Here is a 26276-nt window from a genome sequence, read left to right on the forward strand (position 1 = left end):
CGCTCCCCTGAGATTTCGTACCCAAACCGTGTACGAAGTCTCCAACGGAATCGCACCTAAAGCGCGTGCGTTTCAGGAAACCGTAATCCTCTAATTAAGAGTTGACAAGCTTCTATTTTACCGATTCAGCTTCACTCGTTGCAAGCGCAGCGCGTTCAGCACAACCGAGACGGAGCTGAACGCCATCGCCGCTCCGGCCAGCCACGGCGCGAGGAAGCCCATGGCCGCAATCGGAATGCCGATCACGTTATAGCCGAGCGCCCAGAACAGGTTTTGGCGAATATTGTCCATGGTGCGGCGGCTCATCAGGATCGCATCGGCGACGCTGTTCAGATCGCCGCGCATCAATGTGATATCCGCGGCTTCCATCGCCACGTCGGTGCCTGTGCCGATCGCCATCCCGGTATCCGCTGTCGCCAGCGCCGGTGCATCGTTGATGCCGTCTCCGACCATGGCGACCTTGCGGCCGGCTTTTTGCAGTTTTTTCACTTCTTCGGCTTTGCCTTCCGGCAGTACTTCGGCCAGTACATCCTGCTCGCGAATACCGGCTTGGACCGCGATCGCGCGTGCGGTTGCCCGATTATCGCCAGTAATCATGATGACGCGCAGTCCCGTTTCATGCAGGCGGCGAATCGCTTCCGGCGACGATTCTTTGAGCGTATCCGCTACGGCCACCACGCCCGCCAATTGGCTGCCGATCGCGACCAACATCGCCGTTTTCCCTTCGTTTTCGAGGCGTTCCATATCCGCCAATGCGGAAGCCGCATCGACATTTCGCTCTTGCAGCAAACGGCGCGTACCGACCAGAAGCTCACGGCCGGATACGACAGCCGTAATTCCGTAACCGGGTAGCGATTCGAAACTTTCCGCTTGAGGCATCGCAATGCCGCGTTCGCCGATTCCGCGCACTAGTGCTTCAGCCAAAGGATGTTCGGACGCATTTTCCGCCGCTCCGACGAGTGCCAGTAGCTCGTTTTCCTCTGTGCGATACGCAATGACATCGGTCAGTTCGGGTTTGCCCTTCGTCACCGTGCCCGTTTTGTCCAAAACGATCGTATCCACGCTGCGCGCGGTTTCGAGATGTTCGCCGCCTTTGAACAGAATGCCGAACTCGGCCGCGCGGCCGGAGCCTGCCATGATCGAAGTGGGCGTAGCCAAGCCAAGCGCGCACGGACAAGCGATAACCAGCACCGCGATCGCTTTTTCCAAAGCACCCGAGAAATTGCCGGAATCGACCGCGAAATACCAGATCGCGAAGGTCACGATCGCAATCCCCACGACGATCGGCACGAAAATTCCGGAGATCACGTCGGCCATGCGTTGGATGGGAGCCTTCGACCCTTGAGCTTCTTCCACGACGCGCACGATCTGTGCCAGCGCGGTGTCGCGTCCGACCTTCGTCGCTTGAACGAGCAGCGATCCGTTTTTGTTGATCGTGGCTCCGGCAACCGACGAACCCGGCTCTTTGCCGACGGGAAGGCTTTCGCCGGTCAGCATCGATTCGTCGACGGAAGAGCGGCCTTCGGTCACGACGCCGTCCACCGGAATTTTCTCGCCCGGACGAACCCGCACGATATCGCCGACCGCGACTTCTTCGACCGGAATCTCCTTTTCCGCGCCGTCGCGAATCACGATGGCCGCCTTCGCTTGAAGCCCCATCAGGCTGCGAATAGCATCGGACGAGCGGCCTTTCGCTCTGGACTCGAACCATTTGCCGACCAGTACCAACGTGATCAGCACCGCGCTCGTTTCGAAGTACAACTCCGGCATGCCGTGACCCGCCATGTTCATCGCGCCGTGTCCGGCAGCATCGCTCGGGGTACCGCCGCCGATTGCCCACTGAACAGATAGGTACAGACTGTAAAAGTAAGCGGCAGACGTTCCCAGCGCGACCAGCACGTCCATGTTGGCACTGCCGTTACGCAGCGCTTTATAAGCGCCGACGTAGAACTGCCAACCGATAATGAGCTGAACCGGCGTGGCGAGGGCGAGCTGGAACCAAGGATTCATGAAAATCTCCGGTACGTAAATGAACGAAGTGAACGAGAAATGTCCGGCCATCGCCCAGAGCAGAGGCAGCGAAAGCAGCGCGGAGATGATCAGCTTGGTCAAGCGTTTACGATCTTCGCCGCCGCGATCGCGTTCTTCGCCCTCCTGCTTCAGCTTCGCCCCGTAGCCGAGCTGCTGGACTTTGCGCATGATATCCCCGGAATCGAGCGCACCCGGCGAGTATTCCACGTGCGCAGTCTCCAGGGCAAGATTGACGCTGGCGTTCAGGACGCCGGGCATCCGGTTCAAGCCTTTTTCGATCCGGGCCGAACAAGCGGCGCAGGTCATTCCGGTGATATCGAAGTCCGAGGCGTCCTTGACCGTGCCGTAACCGAGCGATTCGATCTTGCGTTCGATCTCGGCGATGTCCGTTTCTTTCGGATTATAATCGACGGATGCTTTTTCCAGCGCCAGATTGACGTTGGCTGCGGCGATGCCTGGCATCCGGTTCAAGCCTTTCTCGATGCGGTTCGAGCAGGCTGCACAGGTCATGCCGCTGATTTGCAGAGTAGCTTGTTGGGTGCGGGCATTAGGCGGCGTTGGTGAATCCGGTGCCTGTGTTCGGGTAGACATGGGGGCGACCTCCTTTTTGATTTATAATATACCCCATAGGGGTATGTTTCACAGCTGAGAAAAGGCCGATTTCGGCCTTGAGCAATCTTGAAAAGCGTTCGGAAGGTGCCGGCCGGGATTACTCCCGCTGCTCGCCTTGATTGGATGCCGATCCGCGATGTCGCAGGATTTTACTTTTAACGGATCGATATAACGCTTAAAAGCAAAAATCGGCTGTTTGCAAATTCTAACGGAACGAGGCGACGCTTAGCCGAGAAAATCGTTCCTTTTTGTTGGATTTGAGCCTTATTTGGACGTCTAAGCGTTTCTACGATCCGTTACGTTTGAAAGCTGATGCAAATCAGGCGTTTAACGGACATGCGATCCTTTAAAATTCGGACGCCGGAACGGCAGTTTGTTGAATCGAAAAAAGCTGCCGGCAAACAGAAAAGTCCGACGAGTTGACAAAGTGCTGGGATTGGCTCGACGGACTTGATGCGGCACGGATTAAACGATGTCGTAGCCTTGGTCTTCGATTGCCGCTTTGACCGCGTCGAGGCTGACCGTAGCTTCATCGTAGGAGACGTCTACGGTTTTCGCGCCGAGATCGACCGTGCCTTGCGCTCCGGCTTCTTTTACCGCGCCTTCGACGGCTTTGACGCAGTGGTTGCAGGACATGCCTTCGACGTTAAGGGTTGTAGTTTGCATGGATGGTTCCTCCTTGGGGAATGGGATTTTAAAAGCTTTCATCTAAAGTTGCTGATGAAAAATTGCGAACATTTTAAATCTTCGTAACCCTGATTGAAATCGCTCCTCAGATACCTTTTGTTGCAAGTTGAACCGTCTTGCAACAAAAGCTTTGATCAAAGTCGCTAAGTGGAAGGTTACGAATATTTTAGAATGTTTATAATCCTTATCGGAATCGCTCCTTGGATACCTTTTGTTACAAGCTAAACCGTCTTGCAACAAAAGCCTTCGTCAAAGTCGCTAATTGATGATTATAAACATTTTCACTTCAATAATTTATTCACCGTAATCAACAATTCGTCAATCACTTCAGTCTCTCCTGCCTCGATCCGTTCGACTACGCAGCTTTTCATATGGCCTTCGAGCAAAAGGCGACCGACGCTGTTGAGGGCGGATTGGGCGGCGGCGATCTGGTTGAGAACGTCGTCGCAATACGTATCCTTTTCGATCATGCCTTTGATGCCGCGGATTTGGCCTTCGACGCGGTTCAGCCGGGAAACGAGATTGCTTTTCGTCGCTTCGGAATGATGACTTTTACGCGGCAGCTTACCATCTTCTCCAGGCGTATGACAGTGCTCGCCTTCCGAAACCGGCTCCACCTTCTTCTGAATCGTCATAGGTCCACTCCCTTCTTGGATGTATGAGTCCACCTTATATCTGCCACCATTCTAATATACCCCCATAGGGTATGTAAAGAGCTTTTAGATATTTCTTTGGCTACAGCACATAATTGTGATCAGAATATGAAATTTTTAATCTTCTTTCCCTTACCTACTCCCCCTCAAAAAGAAATCTTGCGAGGGACGACCTAGCGGAGGGAGAAATTCAGTGAGACAGAGGCTTTCATGGAAAGCCTCCGGTAACACCGGCTGAAGTGTTGGCCTTTGAGCGCGGAAAGCCGTAGGCTTTCTGCGCGAGACAGCGTTCTGAACGAATTTCTCCCGCAGCGCCTCCCTCGCCAATTTCTCTTTGTCCCCCTCTTTTTTCCTGCTACAATGAAGGTCGGACTTCACAGCTAAGGAGCGAATACGATAATGGCGCAACTTTTTTTCAAATACGGGGCAATGAACAGCGGGAAATCGATCGAGATCCTGAAGGTCGCCCATAACTACGAGGAACAAAACAAAAACGTGCTGATCTTCACCTCCGGCATCGACGATCGCGACGAGGTCGGCCATGTCTCTTCCCGAATCGGGATGAAGCGCGAAGCGATTCCGGTGTACGCGAACACGAACCTGTACAACGAAGTGAAAAACTATCAAGGCCAAAAGATCAGCTGCGTGCTGTTCGACGAAGTGCAATTTGTCACCAAGGAGCAAGTGCTGCAAATGACGCAAATCGTGGACGAGCTGAACATCCCGGTCATGGGCTTCGGTCTCAAAAACGACTTCCGCAACGAATTGTTCGAAGGCAGCCAGTACATGCTTTTATATGCGGACAAAATCGAGGAAATGAAAACGATTTGCTGGTTCTGCGAGCGCAAAGCCACGATGGCGCTGCGCGTCGACGAGAACCGCAAACCGCTTTACGACGGCGAACAGATCCAGATCGGCGGCAACGACCGTTACTTCCCCGTTTGCCGCAAATGCCACGCCAACCCGCCGCTTTAAGCCGATCCATCCCGAAAAATAGATAGGCCAGCGTTCTTCTTCCGAAGAGAATGCTGGCCTTTTGCCGTAAAATGAACTTTTTGCCCGATACCCCCTACCCGTACCTCTTTCTTTTTTTCCAAGACATATAAGGCACAGATCAATCGATCCCCGCGGTTCCAGCTTTTCCGTGTCCGGAGCTTATTGAGTCGTCGGCTGTACGTCTGTCACGCGATTCTGCCGAAGCTCCCGATACAACGAACCGACCATCCATAACAGCAGCCCCACATTCGCATAAACGACCGCCAATCCCGTATATGTTCCGATTGCTCCCGCCTGCACCATCCACAGATTGGCGGTTACGCTCAGGCTAAGCAAGATCGCCGGAACTCTCCATTTGCGATCATAAAGACAGACGAAGATCGACAGGACCAGTGCAGGAACGCTATAACGTTCGTGAATCTCGGTCGGCAGCATGAAAAAGGCGAAATTGACGAGTGCGGCGCTTTTGAGCAGCGACGGAGCATTCAGACGACTTTTCCATAAATAAACAGCCGTGAACGCGACGAACAGCGCAAGCAGCAGAAAACCGGCCGAGCGCAGCGTAAGAAAGCCGAGAACACGTGTCGTATCCGGCGTGGTCGGCGACGTGCCGATGAAGTAATACCAGATGTTCATCGCGTTCATCGTCACCTGCGGATACATGCCGACGGCGCTGAGATAAGCTCCTTTTACCATCGCCCGAAGACCGCCTGACATCGCGAAAAATACCGTTGTTGCGCCCGCGATGCCTGCAAAACCTGCTGCGAACAGCGCCAGCGAACGAACGCCTTGCCGATCGGCCAAGCGTCGCAGGAAATAAATGCCCAGCACGGCCAGCAGCGTCACGGCCTGAAACTTGCTCAGCAGCGCCAGCGCAAACAATACGCCCGCAAGCAAAGGGAGATTCGGCAGCACCAGCAGCGTCGCGGCCATCAGCATGCCGTGCAGCATATCGACCTGCCCCCAAGACGCGCTGCCGAAGATCAAGGCCGGATTCAAAGCCAGCAGCGCCAGTACGAATAATCGGCTGCGCGTGCGTCCCAGGGAGCGGGTCAAAGGCAGAGCGGCGGCGAGCAGAATCAGATCAAGCATGATCAGCACGCCTTTAAAAGAAAGTTCCCCCGCCGTCGGCACGATCCCGAACCATCCGACCGCTTCGCGATAAAGATCCATCAGCAGCAGGAAAATCGGCGGATAGTTGATGTTGCTTCCTTCGATATATACGCTTGCCAATCCGCGCTGCCGCACCTGCTCCATCCAGTCGACGAAAAGCTGCTGGTCGCTCATGAAGCCTCCGTGCGGTAAAGCGACAATGAAGCGGATTCCCGCGGCAGCGACGCCTAGCAGCACGATCCAGATCATGAATGCCCGGTCGGATAAAACCTTTCGTCGCTCCTCCTGTTTTCGCATCGTTCGCTTCCTCCCTGCTTCTGTCGAACCGCGCTTTATCGCGGCATTCGAATCGACGGCGATGCCGCGAATCCCGGCAGCGTTCGAATTCGGTTGATTTGCGCTCATCATAGCATGCCGCCATCGGCCGCTCAACTTCACGTTCGTTGCCGCGAAATTGTGGGAATTGACCGCTATGCTGCTGTGTCAGCCCTCCCCGTTACGGGTAAAACAGGGCAACTCATCCATGTGGAGGTGCAACGTTCATGCAAGGATACCCCAACTCCGGCGCGCCGAATGCAAGCCGTCCCGAAGACCGGTTGCCCGAAGACGTCACTTATCTGCGCACCAAAATCGTCAATGTCGTCATGATCGGCAGGCCGGGAGGCGAATGGGTACTCGTCGATACCGGAATGCCCGGTTCCGCGTCCAAGATCGTAAAGGCGGCTCGCGAACGCTTCGGGCGGGAACGACCCGAGGCGATCCTGCTTACCCACGGACACTTCGACCATACCGGTTCGCTTGATGATCTGCTGGATCTGTTCCCTGACGTCCCTTTATATGCTCACGAACAAGAACTTCCGTTCCTGACGGGAAAAGCGGATTATCCGCCCGGCGATCCCACCGTCGGCGGAGGGCTGATGGCGGCGTCGGCTCCGTTTTACCCGAACAAAGGCATCGATCTCGGAGAGCGCGTTCAGCCGCTGCCTGCGGATGGGAGCGTTCCCTTCCTTCCCGAATGGCGCTGGCTGCATACCCCGGGCCATTCGGAAGGGCATATCTCGCTGTTTCGCAGCTCGGACGGTACGCTGGTGGCCGGGGATGCTTTTATCACGGTGAAGCAGGAGTCCGCACTCGCGGTACTCACTCAGCGCCGAGAGATTCACGGACCGCCCACCTACTTCACGCCGAATTGGGAAGCAGCGCGTACCTCGGTCGCCCGATTGGCCGCTTTACGGCCCGCTTCGGCCATCACCGGCCACGGCGAGCCGATGGCGGGAGCCGAGCTTTCGGAAGGACTCGAGCAGCTAAGCAGCAATTTCGATACAGTAGCGGTTCCCGCGGCAGGCCGTTACGTGGATTCGGCGCATATCGACCCGCCGTCCTGAACCCGTATCTTGCCTGCAACTGCTCGAATCGTTCTTTAAGCAGGCAGTCCGTTATCTTTTATCGAATTTTCAGCTTTGCCTCATTCCCTACTCACTTGCCTTTCATAGACTGGGAGTTAAGAATCGACAAATTCTTAACTTCTGGTCTTTTTCGCATGTTTTTGTCGAATTAAATCGAACAATAAACAATAAAACTCTTTCTTTCGACAAAATAAAATCCAATAAATTCAAAAAAAGCATTAAAAACTCTTTTTAAACGACCGATATACTTATTAACAGAGTTTATTCGACAAAATAAGACCTTTGATACAGGGACGGATTTTTCCGCTCTCTGTCGAGAAGCACGGGAGGCCCACACCATGAAAAATTTGAATGTCCGTTGGAAAATTTTGATCCTCACCTTTGTTTCTGCTCTCCTGCTTGCTGCCGTCGGTTATAGCGGCTACGACGCAACCAAGAAAGTATCCGACGCTTCCGAACGCATGTATAACGAGAACGTCAAAGCGATGGCCATTCTCGACGAAGTACGGGCCAACAATCTATCGATGCAGTCGATTGTCCTTGAAATGATCGTCTCGACGGACGAAAACCAACTGACCATGCTCAAAGACGCCTTGGCCAAGAACGAGGAAGCCAACAATGCTTTCTATGCGCAGTTGGAACAACTGCGTATGTCTGCGGAAATGAAGACGCAATATGACACGTTCCGCACGGTCGTTCCGAACTATCGCTCGGCTCTCGAAGAAGTGGTCGCTTTGGCCGAGAAAAACGACAATGTTCAGGCTTACGCGGTGTTCACCGACAAAGTTCAATCGCTTCGCGAAGAAACGAATCAACTGTTGCAAGGCATCACTACGCTGCAAGCCAACGAAGCCCAAAACAGCAGCGAACAAACCGTCGCTCTCAAAAACGGTTCCCTGCTCCTGATCCTCTCCTTGCTTGCAGGCGGCATCGTGCTTTCCCTGGTCGTCGGTTATCTGATTGCCCGCGCGGTCTCCACTCCGCTTCGCAATATCCAGCAGCTGATGCAAAATGCGGCAAACGGCGATCTCACGGTCCGAGCCGACTATCAATCCCGCGACGAGATCGGGCAGCTGTCGGATTCCTTCAACGGCATGATCGCGGGACTTCGCGGCATCATTCAAAAAGTAGACGAGAGCGCCATGACCTTGTCCGCGTCTTCCGAGCAGCTCACGGCAAGCGCCGAACAGACAGCCGTCGCTTCCGGTCATATCGCTTCTTCTTCCAGCGTTCTGGCTGACGGCTTCGAAACGCAAACTCAAACGGTATCCAGCGTCGCGCACTCGGCCGATCAACTCGCCGACAATATGACCAGCATCCGCGGAGGGAGCGAATCGATTGCCGAACTGGCTGCACGGACAGAGCACTCTGCCAATGCCGGCTTGAGCGAAGTCAACGACGTGCTGCAACAAATCCGGGATATCGACACAAGCGTCGGACATACCGGGGCCGTCATTACCTCTCTGGAACGCCGCATCGAAGATATCGATATGCTCGTCTCCGCGATCCAGCAAGTCGCCAAACAAACGAATCTGCTGGCGCTGAACGCTTCGATCGAAGCCGCGCGTGCCGGTGAAGCGGGAAGAGGTTTCGACGTCGTGGCCCAAGAAATCCGCAAGCTGGCCGAGTCGGCTGCCGAATCGGCTTCGCAAATCACGGAAACGGTTCGTTCCGTGCAAGACGAAAGCCGCAAAGCCGTCGTTTCCATGAACGAAGCTGCAGGTCGCGTGAAGCAAGGCGTCGAAGGCGCCGGACGCGTCTCCGAGTCCTTCTCTTCGATCCAACGCTCGGTCGCGGACGTCTCCGGCCGAATCGGCGAAATCTCCCGCTCCATCGCTTCCGCTTCCGGCCAATCCGTCGAAATCGGCCGCGCGATGCAAAGCATCGGCCGCGTCACCGAACAAGGCGCAGCGGGTCTTCAAGAAGTCAGCGCCGCGAGCGAGGAACAACTGTCCACGATGGAAGAAGTGAACGGCTCCGCCCGTTACCTCTCCCAACTCGCCGAAGACCTTCAGCAAGAAATGACGAAGTTCAAGCTGTAAGCAGACATGGGTCGGCTCCGCGAAACTCCGGCGGAATCGCACCTTTGTCGGACAACCGGCCGAAGCCCGAACCTCAAACTTTAAGCATGTTTCTCGGCCGCGGGCGGAACGCCACCGCCTGCGGGAAAGAGTTCCTTCCCTTTCCCGCGGCCGTTTACCATACACCAAAAACCCCGGCAGATTATATGCCGGGGTTTTGTGCGGTGGAGGAAGTTTGGTTTCGATTGTAAACAGCCGATGGCAGAGGGAAGGTTTGGTGCAGGAGTGACAGATCTTCATCGCAATTTCACCCTGGAATAGTCAGTCACGCTCGCCTTTGAAATCGGGAAGCTTCCTCCATTGCATCTATCCTGCTTCCCGATTGAGACAGCGACCGAAACGAAATCTTCCCGCCGCCCCCAAGGCACTTTACAGCGAACAGGACTTCCCTCAATGCCGCACCCACGGCATCAGAACTCCTGTCTCAGAATCGAATAGAGTTCGGAGTCGTGGAATTCTCCTTTGAAATACATATGCTCCCGCAGCCGACCTTCCCGCTTCATGCCGAGCCGTTTCATCACATTCGACGAAGCTTCGTTCTCGGGGCGGCAGGTGGCCGATATCCGGTGAATGTCCAGCTCGCCGAAGCCCATGCGCAGCATAGCGAAAGCCGACTCCGTCGCATAGCCTTTTCCCCAAAAACGAGGATTGAACGCATAGCCGATTTCCGCGTTAAAGCCCGCCTTATGAATGCCGCAGCCGCCGATCAGCTCTCCGGTTTCTTTTAGCGTCACGACCAATTCGTAACTTCTGCGCGGAATCTCGCGGCTCATCTCGATCATCTGCTCGACGAATTCCTTCGTTTCCTCCTCCGTGTTCGGACCCCACATGGAATAGCGAACCACGACCGGATCGGAGGAATAGGCGTGAACGGCCTCCCAGTCACTTGGAACGGCATCGCGCAAAATCAGGCGTTCCGTCTCCATGGAAATTTTCATGTTCATTCCTCCTTTTTTCATATCGATTATGAACCGACTCGCTCATTCTGACAAGATACGATCCGGGAATAACTCTTGTTTCCATACGAAAACGGACGACGCTTTCCTCTTCCGAGAAAAGCATCGTCCGTGATCAGGCAGGTCGTTTGCTGAAATTTCTGCTTATTTCGAAGCTTCGTAAGCAGCCAGGAATTCTTTCACTTTCGCAGGGTCCGCAGTCAGTACGTTGCCTGTGTCAACAAGCGGGCTAACCGTCGAAGCGGCTTTGATCTTGTTGCCTTCGTAGAATTGCAGGATTTCGTCTTGGTTGATCGAGTACAGAACCGCTTTACGCAAATCCGCGCTTGTGCCGACCGGACGATTTTCCGCCGTGTTGAACAGCAGGTACGTTACGCCGTTGCTTTCCAGCGTTTGCAGCTGCAGCTTGGAATCACCTTCGACGACGGAGAATTTCGTTTCCGGTACGCCGTAGTAGGAGTAGATTTCTCCGCTGCGCAGAGCCGCCAGAGCGCTATCCGCATCGGCGATGAATCGTACGTCGATGCTGGAGATGTTCGGTTCGTTTTCCGTGCCCGGCATGTAAGCAGGGTTCTTGACGAACTTCGCGTCGTAGTCGTTTTTCTTCGTCAGGATGTAAGGACCGCTGGCGTACAGCGTGTTGTCGTAAGCCGCGCCTTCCGTTACCGTGTTCTGGTCGCCGTAAGGAATGTCTTTCGTCACGTCGAATTTGGCTACGTCGTACGTGTTGATGTTTTCGACTTGTTTCTTCGACACGATGCCCGCCGATTGGTGACCCAGGTAGTTCAGGACTTGCGGGAAAGGCTCGGTCGTCGTCAATTTCACGACTTGGTATTTACCGGCTGCATTGTCGGCTTGCGTTTTGTCTTCGACAAGTTCCGAGATCGGAGCTTCCAAGCCGGCTTCCAGCGCTTCGCGAATCGTTCCGCCGCTTGCCGCTTGCGCGGAATCCAGCGAAGCCAGATCCTTTACCGCTTCGACGGTGCCAATGTGTTCATGCAGCGAGTAGGTGCGGTGATCCGGTACCGAATCTTTGTTTTTCGCGCGGTCGAGCGAGAAGATAACGTCGTCCGCGCCTACGCGTTCGCCCGTATCCACAGCTTTGTCGCCTTCGACTTTAGCGAAGTTGATGTCGTCGCGCAGGATGAAGTAGTAATCGGAGTTGCCGTCGGCGATGCTGAAGTTGCGGGACAGCGAACCGTCGGACGTAATTTTATCGTCGTCCGTCAGGTTGATCAGACGCACGTACATGTTGGTGTTGATCGTATTGATCGAACCGTCGTTGCCTTTGATCGGGTCAAGCGAAGTCAGCGTGGACATCGCCTGCGTGATCAGGAGCGGATCGGTTGCATTTTTAGCCGTGTCGTTGAACGAGATGTCTTCCCAAGCCAGAGCGCGGGATTTGGACAAGCGAACGGATTCCGGATTCAGAATCTCTTTGTTGATCGCCTGGCTTTTCAGCGAGATGTACAGCGGCGCGATGTAGGCGTTGTCGAACACGAGCTTTTGCTCCAGTTCTTTGTAGGTCGCCACATAGTCTTCCGGGGATTCCATAGCCGCTTTGTCGATCAGCGAATCGATTTCGGAATCGGCCAGAATGCTGTAGTCGCCGCCTGTCTTGAACAGGGAACGTACCGCGTAGTCCGGGTTGCCCGTTACGGTCGTCCAGCTGGACAGGGCAATATCGTAGTTGCCCGCATCTTGCTGCGACTTGAAGCTGCCGTAGTCCGGTTGCAGGTTCAACTTCACGTTGAAGCCGTTTTTCGTCAGTTGGTCGCGGATGATGTTAACGTCGGATTCTTGCGACGTCATCGCCAGCAGCTCGATATCCACCGGAGTGCCGGTTGTTGTCGGTTCCGCCGTTGTCTCGCCTTCCGTCTCGGTCGTCGTTGCCGCCGGAGCAGCCGTATCCGACTTCGTCGTTACCGACGAGCAGCCTGCCAGTACCAGCAATAAGGACAGCAGCAGGACGGTCAGCGTTTTGGTGAACTTGTAAGATTGACGCATGTTTTTCTCCCCCTTTATATGTGTAACGCTATATATTTGGTCCAAAGCCTTTCAGACGCATGCGGCGCGAATTCTTAATCCAGCTTCGGATCGAGCGCATCCCGCAGTCCGTCGCCCAAAAAGTTGAACGATAGAACCAGGGCGATGATCGCCAGACCCGGATAAACGGCCAGATAAGAGTTTGTTTCCAGATACGCGCTGCCAAGCTTCAGAATGTTGCCCCATTCCGGAATATGCGGCTCGACGCCGAGTCCCAGGTAACTGAGACTGCTTGTCGAGATCACGGCCGTGCCGATGGTCAAGGTCGCCTTGACGATCATCGGAGCCATCGAGTTCGGCACGATATGCTTGAAAATGATCGACAGGTTGCCGGAGCCGAACGCTCTTGCCGCATCGACGAATTCGTACGTGGATACCATCAGGACGTTGGCTCTCATCGTCCGGGCGTAAGTCGGGATCGCCCCGACGCTCAGCGCGAGAATCAGGTTGACCGTGCTCGCGCCGAACGCCGCGATGATCGCGATCGCCAGCAGAATGCCGGGAATCGAATACAGAATATCGAGCGCCCGCATAATGATGTTATCCGTGCGCCGCCCGTAATAACCGGACACTGCGCCCAGAATGCCGCCGACCACAAAAGGAATAATCGTGGATACGGCGCCGACGATCAGCGAGATCCGGGCACCGAACACGATGCGCGAGAACAAGTCGCGACCGAAATTGTCGGTACCGAGCGGATAAGCCAGACTCGGCGTCTGAAGAATCGCGCCATAGTTGTTTTCTACCGCCATGCTGTAGTCGAAGGTGAACAGGCTACAGACGGATAAGGAGAACAGGAAGAAGATGAAGAACATCCCCAGCATCGACGTGGTACCTCTCGACAACCGATCAATCGCGTCTTCCCATCTTGGCGAAGCCGGCGATTTCTGGCTGCGAATCTTCGCCAGCAGTACGATGCCCAGCAGCAGGGCGAACAGATTGCCGGTTGCCGTGGTCAAGATCAGCGCGAAGGCCAGCCACATCATTTTCGGCGGGACATGACCCCTTTTCACGAAAATGGCAATCAGGAGTAGCGAGACGAACTGGAAGCCCGCCACGATCATCAGCACCAGCATGCCCAGCGGGAATGTGTCGGCCACATAAGGCTTGAACAGGTTGAGCGCCGAAATTCCAATGACACCGATCTGCGTCATGACCATATATCCGGCGAATACGTATTCCGGCGTCTTGACCTTCTTCACAAGTTGGAAGGCCGCTGCCGTCGCGAATACGTTCCCCGTCGCCAAGCTGAGCAATTGCACCCAGCCAAGCGTTCTTGTCCGGCCGCGAATGTAACCGATCGTGGCCAGATCATGCCGAATCAATAAGGAGATCACGATCTGTACTAATGTAAAAAATGCGTAGGCCGCCGCGACCGTCAGCACGCCGGATTTGATCGCGCCCGTGCCGTAGTCGAACGAATTCGCCAGCAGGACCAGCGTCAGCAGCAGCGAAGCGATCCAGGCGAAGCCAGATTGCGCGTATTCCGACGAAGAGCGCGTGCCTCCGCCGAGGCCGGCATCCAGCCCCGACGGGGAAGAACCTGCGGCCGAAGGTTCGGTAACCGATAACTCGGACATTTCGCATGTCCCCCTTTTTCTCTAATATTGCTTCATCTTGGTACGAATTCTCGGATCGATAAATGCGTACAGCACGTCAATGATCACATTGACGAGCGAGATCGCGATCGCCGTGTAGACGACGCCGCCCATCACGGCCGGAATATCCGGAACGAACTGCTTATCGACGATATAGCTGCCGAGACCGCTAATATTGAAGACTTTCTCCGTGATCGCCGCTCCACCCAGCATCGCGCCGAACTGAAGGCCTACCACGGTAACGATCGGAATCAGCGCGTTGCGAACCGTATGCTTCATTAATACGGTGCGGCGTCCAAGCCCTTTGGCTTTGGCCGTCAGGATGTAATCTTCGTTCATGACTTCCAGTGTCGAAGAGCGGGTCATCCGCGCTACCGCCGCCGTCAGTCCCGTGCCGAGCACGATTACCGGCATGATGAACGACAACACATTCCCCGGCGTGTACGTGGCGGGCAGCCAACCCAACTTAATCGAGAAGCCGAGGATGAACACCAGACCTTGCCAGAAGTTCGGGATGGACAAACCGATCAGCGCGATGAACATGAAGCTGTAATCGAGCCAGGAGTTGCGACGCGCCGCCGACAGGATGCCGATCGGCAAGGCAACCAGCAAGGCCAGCACCAGCGAGAAGGATGCCAGCATCAACGTCACCGGGAATTTTCGCATAATGGTGGACGCGACATCTTCGTTACCCGCGAATGATTTGCCCAGATCCAACGTCATCACGCCGCGAATATTGTCCCAAAGCTGAACGAGGTAAGGACGATCCAGACCGTAGATTTGGTTGAACCGATCAATCTGTTCCGCGGTGGCCGTCTCCCCGAGGATGTTCGCCGCCGGGTTCATGGGCGAAAGGTTCAAAATCGTGAACACCAGTGCCGAGACGCCGACCACCACGAATAGAGTCATCAGCAATCGTTCGAATATGTACTTCGAATAGGCATTGCTATACAGCAGCATCAGAACGACCATCGGAAGACCGATCACGAAGGCAATAGCCGCAAAGACCGGATTGGCGATCAGCGATTCGAACGTCGCCGCGTAGTCGTTTCTCGGGATGTTTCCGCCGCGCGCACGTTCAGCCGTGATCTCGTCCGCCTTGGCCCGAAGCCGTTCCTCCACTCGCTGGTCAACCTCGCGCTTGGTCTCCGCCTCGCTCGGCTGCTGTTTGAAAAATCGCTGTTTATCCGCCAGTTGCCGGGCAAATTCCGTTCGCAGTTCCTTTTCAACGCCGGATGCTTTCAGTTCCTGAAGGACCGTAGCGCGCAATTGCGCGTATCCCCCGCTGCCGCGACGAGCAAGCCATACAGCAAGCACAATCAGATTGACTGGGGCTCCGAGCAGCAATAACCAGAAGCGGTAGCCGGGAATGCCCAACATTTTACGATATAAACGTCCAATCGGCGTATGCCAGGACGAGCGTTGTTTTTTTTCAGCCGCCTCCATAAAAAACTTGCCTCCTAAAACGTTGCAAATGTATAATTCGTTCATAGCGATTTAATTCCGATTAATATACTCGTATTTATATGTCGTATTTTAGGGGGCAACCTCCTATAAAGTCAAGACGTACCGAAAACATTTTTGGAGATGGAATATAATGGATGAGATAACGGGGGCCGACGGGGATGGAAAAACTGTTGCAAGTCAGCAATTTACGCGTATCGTTCGTGGCGCGCGAGACCGAAACGGAAGCGGTTCGCGGCGTCAGCTTTGAATTGAACAAAGGGGAAACGCTCGGCATCGTCGGCGAATCGGGAAGTGGCAAAAGCGTGACGGCTCGCGCGATCATGCGGTTGCTGCCGGAAGCTTCTTCCCGCGTCAAAAGCGGAGAAGTCATGTTCCTCGGGCAAAATCTGGCGCAAAAAAGCAGAAAAGAAATGGAAGCAATTCGGGGTCGGGATATCGGAATGATTTTCCAAGATCCGATGACTTCGCTGAATCCGACGCTGCGCATCGGCGAGCAGATCGCCGAGACGCTGCGCAAGCACCGCAAAATATCCAAACGCGAAGCGAAAACGGAAGCCGTCGAAATGCTCAAATTGGTCGGCATCCGCGATCCGGAAACGCGCTTCAATCAATATCCGCACGAATTTTCCGGCGGGATGCGCCAACGCGCGATGATCGCGATCGCGCTCGCTTGCCGCCCGTCGCTGCTGATCGCCGACGAGCCGACGACCGCGCTCGACGTGACGATTCAGGCGCAGATCCTGAACGTGATGAAGCAGATGCAGGAAAAACTCGGCACGGCGATTGTGCTTATCACGCATGATCTCGGCGTCGTGGCCGGAATGTGCGATCGCGTCGTCGTCATGAAAAGCGGCGAGATCGTCGAGGAAGGCCGGACAGCGGATATTTTCGCCAATCCGCAGCATCCGTACACGAAAAAGCTGCTGAACGCGCTCCCGCGTCTGGACGAACCGAAAAAGCGTAAGCCGGGACGCATCGTTGGGACGACCGACACTTCGACGATTGTTTCGACCGAAGACACGCCTGCTCCCCGCCCGCTGCTCGAAGTCCGCTCGCTCCAGCAGCATTTCAACCTGGGCAAAGGACGCACCCTCAAAGCCGTCAACGATATCAGCTTCTTTATCCGCGAAGGGGAAACGCTGGGCATGGTCGGCGAATCCGGCAGCGGCAAATCGACGACGGGCCGCGCGATTTTGCGGTTGCACGAACCGACCAGCGGCGACGTGTTATACCGGGGCATGGCCGTCAACCGGCTGTCCGCCAAAGAAATGAAACTGATGCGCCGCGAGATGCAGATGATTTTCCAAGACCCGTACGCTTCGCTCAACCCGAGACTGAAAGTGCTGGACATTATCGGCGAAGCGATGGACGTGCACGGACTGACGAAGGACGCTAACCAACGCCGCGCGCGCGTGGAGGAACTGCTGGAGATGGTCGGTCTGGATCCGGCGTTCGCGCTGCGTTACCCGCACGAATTTTCCGGCGGCCAGCGTCAGCGGATCGGCATCGCCCGGGCGCTGGCGGTCGAGCCGAAGTTTATCGTCTGCGACGAACCGCTGTCCGCGCTGGACGTGTCGATCCAGTCGCAGATCGTGACGCTGCTGGAAGACCTTCAGCAGAAGCTGGGTCTGACTTATCTGTTCATCGCGCACGACCTGTCGATGGTGAAGCATATCAGCGACCGCGTCGCGGTCATGTATGCGGGCAAGATCGTGGAACTGGCGGAGAGCGAAGAGTTGTATAACAACCCGCAGCATCCGTACACCCAGTCGCTGCTGGCGGCGATTCCGGTTCCCGATCCGACGATCGAAGCGAAAAAGAAACGCACATTGCTGGAAGAAGATCACGGCGAGGACAAGTACGGGCTGGAAGGTTCGGAGCTGGTGGAGGTGTCGCCGGGGCATTGGGTGGCGGTGCAAGCGAAAGAATTGGCGGGAGATTGAGCTTTGCTCGGCGTTTCGCGTCCTCGGCGTTCGTAACGACTCCTGGTTACGAGGCGTTCTATAAAAAGACGCATACACCGTAACGAAGGGGGAATCGTAATGAGAAAGTTCAAGCTTCTAATGATCGGGCTGTTGTTGTTCATGATGATCGCCTATATCGCGCAAAGTTTAATATACCAAACTTTTAATCCCACGATGTCGGCATTTCTGCTTGCCGGCTGTATCATCGTTCTTGTGCAAATTCGAAAAAGATCGCCGAACACGCATGATTGAAAATGGGTGCATGCTAACCCGAATTCCAAAAAAAGAACTCCTTCGTCGAATCGGTGTGCTCACCGATCCAACGAAGGAGTTTTCTTTTTCGAATATTTTGAGAAGTGTTAACGTTTAAACCAACGTCCGCTCGACCGCCGTTTTCCCGGCCGCAGCCTTCTTCACCATCCCGCGCGCGATATGCACGCCGGCCGCTCCGGCTTGCGCCAGGCCGCGGGTGATGCCCGCGCCGTCGCCGCCGCAGTACAAGCCGCGGATTTCCGTTTCCAGCGTCTCGTCCAGCTTCGGACGGGCGGAGTAGAATTTCGCTTCCACGCCGTAGAACAGCGTATGCTCGGAAGCGATACCCGGCGTTACTTTTTCCAAAGCTTCGACCATCTCGATCAGGCTTTTCATCGTGTTGTACGGCAGCACCAGTCCCAAGTCGCCCGGCACGGCTTCTTTCAGCGTTGGCTCCAAGAACCCTTCACGGATACGTTCCGGCGTGGAACGGCGTCCGCGCAGGATATCGCCGTACTTCTGCACGATCACGCCGCCGCTCGACAGATCGTTGGCGCGTTCGCAGATCTCGCGGGCATATTCGTTCGGCTTGTCGAACGGCTCGGTGAATTTGTGCGAGACGAGCAGCGCGAAGTTGGTGTTCCGCGAACCGAGCGCCGGGTCTTTGTACGAGTGGCCGTTGGCCGCCATGACGCCGCTGTGATTCTCGACAACGACGTGGCCTGAAGGGTTACTACAGAACGTTCTCACCCGAGTACCGACCGACGTGTTGAACACGAATTTGCCTTCGTACAGATGCTCGTTGATCTGGCGCATCACGACATCGGACGTCTCGACGCGCACGCCGACGTCCACCTGGTTGTTGGTCAGCTTCAGGCGGCGCTTTTTGAACACGTCCGACAGCCAGGCCGAACCGTCGCGGCCCGGAGCGATCATGACGCGCGGCGATTCGAACTCTTCCCCGTTTTTCAGGCGAATGCCCGTAACGGTGTGCTCTCCGCCTTCTTTTACCGTAATCAGGTCTTCGACTTCCGCTTTATATTTCATTTCGACGCGAGGCTTCAAGTATTCGAAGATAGACTTCAAAATCTCCAGATTCTGTTCGGTGCCCAAGTGACGGACTTCGGCGCGCAGCAGCTTCAATCCCGCCGCGTACGCATTTTGCTCGATATCGCGGATCACGTCGGTCGTCGGATCGGTAATCGACTCCGTCGCGCCGTGTTCGAGGTTGATCGAATCGACGTATTGGATCAGCTCCAACACCTGCGAAGGCGCCAGATAATCAGTCATCCAGCCGCCGAACTCTGTCGTAATATTGAACTTGCCGTCGCTGTACGCGCCCGCGCCGCCGAAGCCTGCCGTGATCGAGCAGGCCGGCAGGCAGCCCGCGAACTCTTTGCGTCCGGCTGCCGGAGGGCAGAATTGGACTTTGTTTTCCAGGATCGGGCAGCGGCGCTTGTAGATATCGTGGCCTTTGTCGACCAGCAGCACTTTCCAGTCCGGCGCTTGGCGGGTCAGTTCGTAGCTGGCGAAAATGCCCGCAGGACCCGCGCCTACGATGATGCAGTCGTATTTATTGGATTTTTCGGCGTTTTGTTCGTTGAGTTCGAGCGTGATGGAATCGGTCATGATCGGTCGTATCCTCCTCTGATGGGCGCATACCGTGCTTCGGATTTTCGGCAGCCAAACGCGCAAAAAAGCCCGGCTCCCGGCAGGTATGCGAAAAGCATCCTATCCGTAGCCGGGACTTTACGGTTCCCTGGTAGAGACTCCTGAACCTTATCTTCAGGAATATACGAATGATTATATGGTCAATGATAATATTGTTCGCGTTTCAACAAAACTTATCATAACCAATCATTCGTATCGAGTCAAGTTTATTATTCGTTATTTTAATCAATTTTGTATTTTTGACTTCAAAATAAACATCAAAAACATCCATTTCCGAACATTATAAATAATATCGCATCTTACTGTTTGTTTCCCTCTTCTTTCCCGCCTTAATACCCTCTTAGCCCCGTACAATATCTAAAAGCGAATCCTGCCATTTCCCCAACGCATCCGGCTGATCCTCTGCTCGCATGAACTGTACGATCAAACGCTGCTTGTCCTCATTCCGGTCCAACGTGTACACCAACCCTCCGCTTTCGGCAATACGCGAACCGCCTTTGGCTTCAAAATCCCGAAACCGCAGCTGATCCAACAACGCTTCCCGCTCCGTTTCCGGCAAGCCTGGTTGAAGGACAGTCGTCACGTAACGAACGACCTCGCTGTCAGCCGGATTCTCCGCGACACCTTCCGACAAATCCCCCAGTTGGAATACAAGCTCCCGCAACTTCCCGTCCTCGTTACTGCTCCAGGCCGTATATCCGTAACCGGACGAAGCTTCACCGAAGTTCTGCCGAGTTTCATTCAGACGGGGCAGCGCGTTTTGCAGCGTTTGCCCGTCTTTGTCCGCTGCCGAGATCGCGACCCGTTCGCTGCTTGCGTTCGCTTCCCAGCGGCTGCGGAACTCCTCATACGTTAGCGGCAGCAGCGGCTCAGCGATTCCTTCCGGCATGTCGTTCGTATCAATCCCGGCAATCGACAGCTCGTGCGCATAGGGAGAACTATCCTTGCCAGGTGACGCATCCGTCGGGTTCCGCCCCGTCTCGCCCGTAACGCCCGCCGTATGACCCGATCCCGCAGCGCCCCAGTTCGTAAACGTATCATTCTGCACCAGCAGCACCGCCGCCACGGCAACCGCCACAAAACCTGCTCCGATCCCTCCGCCTGTCCATAAACGCCGCCGTCTTTTATTCACTCTCGCTCGCTTGGGCTCTTCTTCCGGTTCTTTGGTCCAAGAGCGAATCCCCGTCAAAATCTCGCTGCGAATTTCTTCCTTCCGCTGCGCGCTCAGCTTCGGAATATCCACTAATCCTTTCCCCGGCTCGCGTCCGTTCCCTCCCGTCGGTCCGTTAGTCCCCGTCACTTGCTTCTCCCCCGATCCATTGTTGAAATTCGCCGTTTTTGCGCAGGACGCGCAGCGCCCGGTGGCTGACCGTTCGTACCCTTCCTTCGCTGCAATCCAGCAAAGCCGCCGTCTCTTTCACGCTCAGTTCTTTTTGGTACAGGAAAAAAATCACTTCCCGATGCTCCGGCTTCAACGCGTCCAGCAGTCCCCACACCTTTTCCCGACGTTCTTCCGTAAGCGCGGCGCGTTCGGGCTGGTCGGAAGCAGGCGCTTCTTCTTCCTTATGCGACAAAAAACCCGTCAACGCCCACCGTTTGCGGCGCACCGCGTCCAACGCCGCATTGCGCGCGATCGCCGTCATCCACGTTTTCGGCGACGATTGCCCTTTGAAGCTGTGCAGATTCCGGTACGCCTTGATGAACACCTCCTGCAAAATATCTTCCGCCTCGCTCCCCCTCTGCCCTAACATAAAGTACAAATACTGATGAATGTCTTCATAGTACAGCTCGAACCATTCGGCGATCAGGCGCTCCCCTTCCGACTCGTAAGCCTCGCCTGCCTGCCGGTAACCCGAATGTTCGTCCGGCTTCGGTACAAGAAACGGTTTCCCGTCTCCACCCCGTTCCCGCTCAGCCAAGACAACTCCCCCTCTCTGCTTTCTTTTCCTATTAGACGTATCTGTTGCGGAAAGTATGTCACAATCGGTCCGATGCGGCAGGAACTTTTTTCAACCGCGTCGAATCCCTCTAGCTTTGAAAGGACGGTGTTCCATGCAAGTTCGTTTATCCGATTATACCCCCGACTGGGCGCAGCGATTCGAGGAGGAAGCCCGGTTTCTGCGCAGCGTGTTCGGACCCGAGATTGTAGGTTTCGAGCATTTCGGCAGCACGTCCGTTCCCGGCATGAAAGCCAAGCCCGTCATCGACATGATGGTCATCGTGCGCGATATCGAGGCAGTCGATGCGCGTAACGAACAGATGGCCGAACTCGGCTACGACGTCGCGGGCGATTGGGGCATTCCGGGCCGGCGTCTGCTCCGCAAAGGCGGCGAGGAACGCACGCACCATATCCATTTTTACGAATCGAACAACCCGCAGATCGCGCGTCACCTGATCCTGCGCGATTATCTACGGGAAAATCCGGACGAGGTACGTGCTTACAGCGATCTGAAAGAAAGGTTGGCGTCGCAGTTCTCGGAAACGAACGGCTACAGTCCGGCGAAAAAAGAATTTGTCGGCGAATTGGAAAAGCGTGCGTTGGCGTGGTCGGCAGTGCCCGGAAGATACGGCGAGTAAGCAGCGCGCATGCGCGAACAGCCCGGACCGAGGTCCGGGCTGTCGGCTTTGCAGGCGACGGGATGCGTGGAACCTTTTCAAAAATCGTCCGACTTCACATGCCGGATCGTTCGTCTTTGATTTCGACCATGACCGGCTCACGTTCATGGTCCAACAGCTTCACGGTCCAAAGACGCTGCTGCGCATCGTAGTCGGCTCCTGACACGACCGGAAAAGCATATTCTCCAGTATTGGTCTTTTTGAGCGCTCGGCGCACGGCTTCGGACCGCGTCAGTTCCGCGCCTTCCGGCCGCACTTCGTCTTCGATCTCGATCCGTGCCGCTTTGGCTTGTCCCGGGTCAGAAGTCATGACGGTCGAACCTTTTGCCATCCAAACATTAACGTACATCCCGACCTTTACTTCGTTTGCCTCGGGCACATCGGAATAATACGTCGCTTCATAGTAAGCATCGTCTCCTCCGGTCGCGCTGTAGTCTTCCTTTTCCGGCGAAACGACCAGCACGCCTTGCTCTCCTATATCGACCACGTATCCGCCGCCGACCGGGAACAGCTCTTCTCCAGCGTTTTGACCGGCCTGAGGATCAGCGTCGGGGGCAGTTTGACGCTGGGGCTCGCCAAACGCGCAGCCTGCTGCAAACAGCAATGTCAACGCAGCTATGCCGAGTCCCGAAATCCGCGAACCGCTATTGCGTGTTACCGAATGTCTATTCATAGGATAAGCCTCCTGTTCATTACGCCGCTCGATCTTCGATCTTGATCCGTACAGGTTCCCGCTGCTCGTCCAACAGTTCGACCGTCCATGCATCTTCGTCCGGATGATATTCCGCAGCCCGCAAGATAAAGAACGAATAATCGCTCGGTTCAAGCTGCTCGATCGCTTCTCGAACGACTTCCGCTTCCGAAAGGTTCGCACCGTGAAGAATGTCCCCGTTTTGCACCTCGACCTTTTCCGCGCCGGCTTGTCCGGGATACGATTCTTCTACCTGGCCGCGGACTGCCCAAGCCTCTACTTTCATACCGACCTGAATTTCTTCCGGAGCTGCGCCGAACCAGGTCGCCTCATAATAGTCGCCTTCCCCCGTGCCTGAACCGAGCTTCCTCCCTTCCGGAGAAACGACCAGAATATTCGAACCTTCCTTTTTCACGACGTAACCGATGGTGCCTGGATACGACGGAGTATCCGACGGCTGCGGTTTTTCCGTTTTGTCTATTGCGCCGTCAGGCTCCGAATCATCTGGATTCGGATCGGGCGGGAGATTGCAGTCTGCGATCAGCGGCTCCGCAGTTTTTGCAGGTTCTTCGGCATCGGCGGCTCCTGTTTGCGTATCGACCGGCTTTTGTCCGCATCCGCTTAACACAAGGCCGACAACGAGTACCCACGAACATAGCGTTGCTGCTTTTCCTTTTTGCGTACCGTTTGTCGTCAACGTTTTGGCATCAGCAAATTTAGTGTTCGGCATTTTTTGTCCCTCCTTCTTTCGGAAAATCCCGGCATCTTTTAAACCCTTTTCCCTCCTAACGCTTCGAAAGAGTTGAAAGTTGCATGTCCGGCAAGCACGAAAAAAGCCTTCCCGGCATCATTCAGATGCAGAAAAGGCTTTTTGGTATCGTTAAACGGTCTTGGCCGCGGCCTAGAACACGCCCCGCAATCCCCGGCGAAGTCCTTCCAAGTCCAGCCCGTCAGCCGCAAACGCGGCGCGGATCAGACTCTGCGGCGTAAACTCGTCGTACTTGCCGAGGTAAGGCGCTTCGAACTCGTCCAGCAAATTGAGCGGGTCTTCCATGCGCTCGCTTTCGGACAAGATCAGATGCTCCAGCTCGTTCGCATCGGTGCGTCCGGCGACGACCATGTAATGCGGCTCCATCGGAACGATCGAGCGAAGCGACAGCTGCTGCGACAGATTGTTTTTGAGCAAACGTTCCAGCGTCCGGTATTCCCGGCTGCCGATCCACGGCATGACGAACATCGAATCGCCGCCCGCGGGCAGCACGAGGCGTTCGGTCAAGCCGGTCTCGCGAGACAGTCGGCGCGCGCGTTCGAGGCGCGCAACCGCGTTCGGAGCGAGATACGGATACAGCGTGCTTTCCCGCAAAATATCCCGCATTTTGCGGACGACCCGAGTATGGATATCGCCGCCCGCGCCGAGCCAGAGCGTATCCGCCTTGCCTTTCGCGTTTTTCACGTAGACGGCTTTATGGCGGTTATCGACTTCTTCGACTTTCCACAACCGCCCGGCAAGCGAAAAGCAGTAACCCGCGGGCGGCACGGTCGTGATCGAACCGATCTCTTCCGAGCCGTCGTATACGGCATGCTCTTCTTCGTCCTGGAACACGGCGTAGAAACGGTAATGCCCGGACACCCGATCGCCCATCAGGCCGACGATCAGCATGCCGTCTTCGGTCTGCTCGATATGATCGGTCGCCAGCAGATACTCCAGCAGTTCGCGGTATTGGTCGGTCGTAAAGTTGGCAAAAGGCGGCAGAGTCAGCACGGCGCGAGCCAATTCGCCCGGATCGGCTTCGCCGAAGCTGCGCAGCACGCTCATCGTCTGGTGATACAGCAGGCCGAGCGGAAGCTTGCGCACGACCTGCGGCTCGATCCATTTTTCTTTCACGTACAGTTCGCAGACCGCGATCGCCCGCAGCAGCGTCCACGGCATGCGCGCCGGAAGCTGGGCTTCTTCGTCGTCTTCCTCGGCGCACACGAACATCATCTCCGCGACCGCGCCTTCGCGGCGTCCCGAACGTCCGAGCCGCTGCACGAAGCTGGCGCAGGAATACGGCGCGCCGAGCTGCATCACCCGTTCGAGGCTGCCGAGGTCGATGCCGAGTTCAAGCGTCAGCGTCGCCGCCGCAACCGCCGGACCGTAACCTTCCCGCAGAGCCGCTTCGGCTTCTTCGCGCAGCATCGAAGAGATGCTGCCGTGATGTACGTGGAACACGTCCGGCTGCTCTCGAATGGCGGCGATGCGGCGCATTTCCAGTATGGTCGTCTCGGCGGTGGTGCGGCTGTTGGTGAAGACCAAAGCTTTTTTCAAATGCGTATGGTCATAGATAAAGTTATTGTAAGCCTTTTTGGCGTTTTCCAACGCTTCGGTTTGTCGTTCGTCGCGCGCGTCCGGCATGGCGAAGTTCTCGATCGACAGCCGCAGCTTGCGACCGCCCGGAGGGGAAACCAGCTCGACCGGGATATGCGTGCCGCCGGCCAGCCAATTTTTGACGGAATCGTAGTCGCCGAGCGTCGCGGACAACCCGATCCGGCGCGGCGAGCAGCCTGCCATCCGGGACAATCGTTCGAGCTGGCTCAGCACCTGCGAACCGCGGTCCGCGCCCATAAACGCATGCACTTCGTCGATGACGATAAAGCGCAGATCGCCGAACAGCGCCGGGATCGCGTTGGGACGGTTCATGAGCAGGCCTTCCAGCGACTCCGGCGTAATCTGAAGCACCCCGGACGGATTGCGCATGACCTTCGTTTTCTCGGACTGCGGAACGTCGCCGTGCCAGTGCCAGACCGGGATATGCGCGTCGCGCATCAGTCCTTCGAGCCGCTGGAACTGGTCGTTGATCAGCGCTTTGAGCGGCCCGATGTACAGAATGCCGACCGAACGCGAAGGCTCTTGGTCAAGCAGCGTCAGCGCCGGGAAAAAGGCGGCTTCCGTCTTGCCCGAAGCCGTCCCAGACGCAATCAGCATATGATGGTTACTATCCAAAATGACGCGGCTCGCTTCCACCTGCACTTCGCGCAGTTCTTCCCAGCCGCTGCGGTAAATATATTCCTGGATAAAAGGCGCCAAACGATAAAACGGATGTTCCGCGCTCACAGGTCAAGCTCCGCCAGGATATCGTCGGGCTCGCCGTTATTCGAGTCCGAGCCTCGCGTAGACGCATCATTCGCATCTGTCCAGTCCGACTTCGCAGTCTGCGTTTCCGACGGGTCGTCCGCATATCTAGGATCGGAAAAGTCGACATCATCTTCGTGCGGAGCTTCATCGGGAATGCCATGGCTCTCAAGGTATGAAGCGTCATCTTCAGGCTGTCGCACGCCGGAACGATCGTCCCGATCGGAATAATACGTACCCGAACGAGCAGCGTCCGATGCAGTGCCGTAAGCCGAACGCGTATCCGCAGCGCCTCGGAAACTGTAGCCTGCGGCTTCATAAGAA

20 protein-coding genes and 1 riboswitch are annotated in these 26276 nt (G+C 55.8%); of the genes, 6 read left to right on the forward strand and 14 right to left on the reverse strand.

Features of this window, described 5'->3' with window-relative positions; all coding sequences use genetic code 11:
* Positions 1-117 precede the first annotated feature (117 nt).
* The 3 genes from SACSAC_RS08125 to SACSAC_RS08135 form a co-directional block, all read right to left on the reverse strand.
* The gene (locus SACSAC_RS08125) at positions 118-2622 is read right to left on the reverse strand and encodes a heavy metal translocating P-type ATPase (protein WP_051506966.1); all 2505 of its coding nucleotides are present in this window, start codon (positions 2620-2622) and stop codon (positions 118-120) included.
* A gap of 486 nt (positions 2623-3108) precedes the next feature.
* Positions 3109-3309 (reverse strand): copper ion binding protein, encoded by a 201-nt coding sequence (locus tag SACSAC_RS08130; RefSeq protein ID WP_037285216.1) that lies wholly within the window; start codon positions 3307-3309, stop codon positions 3109-3111.
* Positions 3310-3611: 302 nt separating this feature from the next.
* On the reverse strand, positions 3612-3965 hold the full coding sequence (locus tag SACSAC_RS08135; RefSeq protein ID WP_037285218.1) for a metal-sensitive transcriptional regulator: 354 nt from the start codon (positions 3963-3965) through the stop codon (positions 3612-3614).
* A 417-nt stretch (positions 3966-4382) separates the two neighbouring features.
* On the opposite strand from SACSAC_RS08135, the gene SACSAC_RS08140 reads away from it, so the two are divergent.
* Complete coding sequence (locus SACSAC_RS08140) at positions 4383-4958, forward strand: thymidine kinase (RefSeq protein ID WP_037285220.1); 576 nt, start codon at positions 4383-4385, stop codon at positions 4956-4958.
* 180 nt (positions 4959-5138) lie between these two features.
* On the opposite strand, the gene SACSAC_RS08145 is transcribed toward SACSAC_RS08140, so the two are convergent.
* Complete coding sequence (locus SACSAC_RS08145; protein WP_156950972.1) at positions 5139-6389, reverse strand: hypothetical protein; 1251 nt, start codon at positions 6387-6389, stop codon at positions 5139-5141.
* 245 nt (positions 6390-6634) lie between these two features.
* Between SACSAC_RS08145 and SACSAC_RS08150 the strand changes: the two genes are divergently transcribed.
* Together SACSAC_RS08150 and SACSAC_RS08155 are read left to right on the forward strand one after the other, a co-directional pair.
* Positions 6635-7477, forward strand: a complete 843-nt coding sequence (locus SACSAC_RS08150; protein ID WP_037285221.1) for an MBL fold metallo-hydrolase — start codon at positions 6635-6637, stop codon at positions 7475-7477.
* 359 nt (positions 7478-7836) lie between these two features.
* A complete protein-coding gene (locus tag SACSAC_RS08155; protein WP_037285223.1) occupies positions 7837-9540 on the forward strand; it encodes a methyl-accepting chemotaxis protein in 1704 nt (567 codons plus the stop codon).
* A gap of 449 nt (positions 9541-9989) precedes the next feature.
* Here the strand turns inward: SACSAC_RS08155 and SACSAC_RS08160 are convergent, their stop codons facing one another.
* From SACSAC_RS08160 to SACSAC_RS08175, 4 genes are all read right to left on the reverse strand, one after another.
* Positions 9990-10517 carry a GNAT family N-acetyltransferase gene (locus SACSAC_RS08160; RefSeq protein ID WP_051506968.1) on the reverse strand — a complete coding sequence of 176 codons (528 nt, stop codon included), beginning with the start codon at positions 10515-10517 and terminating at the stop codon, positions 9990-9992.
* Between the two features lie 162 nt (positions 10518-10679).
* Positions 10680-12542 carry an ABC transporter substrate-binding protein gene (locus tag SACSAC_RS08165; RefSeq protein WP_037285225.1) on the reverse strand — a complete coding sequence of 621 codons (1863 nt, stop codon included), beginning with the start codon at positions 12540-12542 and terminating at the stop codon, positions 10680-10682.
* 74 nt (positions 12543-12616) lie between these two features.
* Positions 12617-14161, reverse strand: a complete 1545-nt coding sequence (locus tag SACSAC_RS08170; RefSeq protein WP_084777969.1) for an ABC transporter permease — start codon at positions 14159-14161, stop codon at positions 12617-12619.
* Positions 14162-14182: 21 nt separating this feature from the next.
* Entirely contained in the window at positions 14183-15625 is a 1443-nt protein-coding gene (locus tag SACSAC_RS08175; protein WP_037285227.1) for an ABC transporter permease, read from the reverse strand.
* Positions 15626-15804: 179 nt separating this feature from the next.
* On the opposite strand from SACSAC_RS08175, the gene SACSAC_RS08180 reads away from it, so the two are divergent.
* Entirely contained in the window at positions 15805-17589 is a 1785-nt protein-coding gene (locus tag SACSAC_RS08180; RefSeq protein ID WP_037285229.1) for an ABC transporter ATP-binding protein, read from the forward strand.
* A gap of 99 nt (positions 17590-17688) precedes the next feature.
* Entirely contained in the window at positions 17689-17862 is a 174-nt protein-coding gene (locus tag SACSAC_RS27950) for a hypothetical protein (RefSeq protein ID WP_156950973.1), read from the forward strand.
* Positions 17863-17976: 114 nt separating this feature from the next.
* On the opposite strand, the gene SACSAC_RS08185 is transcribed toward SACSAC_RS27950, so the two are convergent.
* From SACSAC_RS08185 to SACSAC_RS08195, 3 genes are all read right to left on the reverse strand, one after another.
* Positions 17977-19491, reverse strand: a complete 1515-nt coding sequence (locus SACSAC_RS08185; protein WP_051506969.1) for an NAD(P)/FAD-dependent oxidoreductase — start codon at positions 19489-19491, stop codon at positions 17977-17979.
* Between the two features lie 89 nt (positions 19492-19580).
* Positions 19581-19681: riboswitch (purine riboswitch) on the reverse strand.
* Positions 19682-19873: 192 nt separating this feature from the next.
* Entirely contained in the window at positions 19874-20833 is a 960-nt protein-coding gene (locus SACSAC_RS08190; RefSeq protein ID WP_037285230.1) for a hypothetical protein, read from the reverse strand.
* Positions 20820-21452, reverse strand: coding sequence for an RNA polymerase sigma factor (locus tag SACSAC_RS08195; protein ID WP_051506970.1), 633 nt, complete (start codon positions 21450-21452; stop codon positions 20820-20822). Before SACSAC_RS08195 ends, SACSAC_RS08190 begins: the two co-directional genes overlap by 14 nt.
* A gap of 133 nt (positions 21453-21585) precedes the next feature.
* Here SACSAC_RS08195 and SACSAC_RS08200 point away from each other — a divergent pair, with 133 nt between their 5' ends.
* Positions 21586-22110 carry a GrpB family protein gene (locus SACSAC_RS08200; RefSeq protein WP_037285232.1) on the forward strand — a complete coding sequence of 175 codons (525 nt, stop codon included), beginning with the start codon at positions 21586-21588 and terminating at the stop codon, positions 22108-22110.
* 94 nt (positions 22111-22204) lie between these two features.
* Here SACSAC_RS08200 and SACSAC_RS08205 read toward each other — a convergent pair whose 3' ends face one another.
* The 3 genes from SACSAC_RS08205 to SACSAC_RS08215 all read right to left on the reverse strand — a co-directional run bounded on the left by SACSAC_RS08205 (position 22205) and on the right by SACSAC_RS08215 (position 25934).
* Entirely contained in the window at positions 22205-22822 is a 618-nt protein-coding gene (locus SACSAC_RS08205; RefSeq protein ID WP_037285233.1) for a DUF3221 domain-containing protein, read from the reverse strand.
* 19 nt (positions 22823-22841) lie between these two features.
* Positions 22842-23570: a DUF3221 domain-containing protein gene (locus SACSAC_RS08210; RefSeq protein WP_037285235.1), complete on the reverse strand. Its 729-nt coding sequence runs from the start codon at positions 23568-23570 to the stop codon at positions 22842-22844.
* Positions 23571-23741: 171 nt separating this feature from the next.
* Positions 23742-25934, reverse strand: coding sequence for a DEAD/DEAH box helicase (locus SACSAC_RS08215; RefSeq protein ID WP_037285237.1), 2193 nt, complete (start codon positions 25932-25934; stop codon positions 23742-23744).
* Positions 25935-26276: the final 342 nt, after the last annotated feature.

Source organism: Saccharibacillus sacchari DSM 19268, assembly GCF_000585395.1.
Taxonomy (GTDB): Bacteria; Bacillota; Bacilli; order Paenibacillales; family Paenibacillaceae; genus Saccharibacillus; species Saccharibacillus sacchari.

Bases quoted from the DNA above. Each gene is read 5' to 3' on its own strand.
- SACSAC_RS08125 (WP_051506966.1), bottom strand. From the start codon at position 2,622: ATGTCTACCCGAACACAGGCACCGGATTCACCAACGCCGCCTAATGCC.
- SACSAC_RS08130 (WP_037285216.1), bottom strand. From the start codon at position 3,309: ATGCAAACTACAACCCTTAACGTCGAAGGCATGTCCTGCAACCACTGC.
- SACSAC_RS08135 (WP_037285218.1), bottom strand. From the start codon at position 3,965: ATGACGATTCAGAAGAAGGTGGAGCCGGTTTCGGAAGGCGAGCACTGT.
- SACSAC_RS08140 (WP_037285220.1), top strand. From the start codon at position 4,383: ATGGCGCAACTTTTTTTCAAATACGGGGCAATGAACAGCGGGAAATCG.
- SACSAC_RS08145 (WP_156950972.1), bottom strand. From the start codon at position 6,389: ATGCGAAAACAGGAGGAGCGACGAAAGGTTTTATCCGACCGGGCATTC.
- SACSAC_RS08150 (WP_037285221.1), top strand. From the start codon at position 6,635: ATGCAAGGATACCCCAACTCCGGCGCGCCGAATGCAAGCCGTCCCGAA.
- SACSAC_RS08155 (WP_037285223.1), top strand. From the start codon at position 7,837: ATGAAAAATTTGAATGTCCGTTGGAAAATTTTGATCCTCACCTTTGTT.
- SACSAC_RS08160 (WP_051506968.1), bottom strand. From the start codon at position 10,517: ATGAAAATTTCCATGGAGACGGAACGCCTGATTTTGCGCGATGCCGTT.
- SACSAC_RS08165 (WP_037285225.1), bottom strand. From the start codon at position 12,542: ATGCGTCAATCTTACAAGTTCACCAAAACGCTGACCGTCCTGCTGCTG.
- SACSAC_RS08170 (WP_084777969.1), bottom strand. From the start codon at position 14,161: ATGTCCGAGTTATCGGTTACCGAACCTTCGGCCGCAGGTTCTTCCCCG.
- SACSAC_RS08175 (WP_037285227.1), bottom strand. From the start codon at position 15,625: ATGGAGGCGGCTGAAAAAAAACAACGCTCGTCCTGGCATACGCCGATT.
- SACSAC_RS08180 (WP_037285229.1), top strand. From the start codon at position 15,805: ATGGAAAAACTGTTGCAAGTCAGCAATTTACGCGTATCGTTCGTGGCG.
- SACSAC_RS27950 (WP_156950973.1), top strand. From the start codon at position 17,689: ATGAGAAAGTTCAAGCTTCTAATGATCGGGCTGTTGTTGTTCATGATG.
- SACSAC_RS08185 (WP_051506969.1), bottom strand. From the start codon at position 19,491: ATGACCGATTCCATCACGCTCGAACTCAACGAACAAAACGCCGAAAAA.
- SACSAC_RS08200 (WP_037285232.1), top strand. From the start codon at position 21,586: ATGCAAGTTCGTTTATCCGATTATACCCCCGACTGGGCGCAGCGATTC.
- SACSAC_RS08205 (WP_037285233.1), bottom strand. From the start codon at position 22,822: ATGAATAGACATTCGGTAACACGCAATAGCGGTTCGCGGATTTCGGGA.
- SACSAC_RS08210 (WP_037285235.1), bottom strand. From the start codon at position 23,570: ATGCCGAACACTAAATTTGCTGATGCCAAAACGTTGACGACAAACGGT.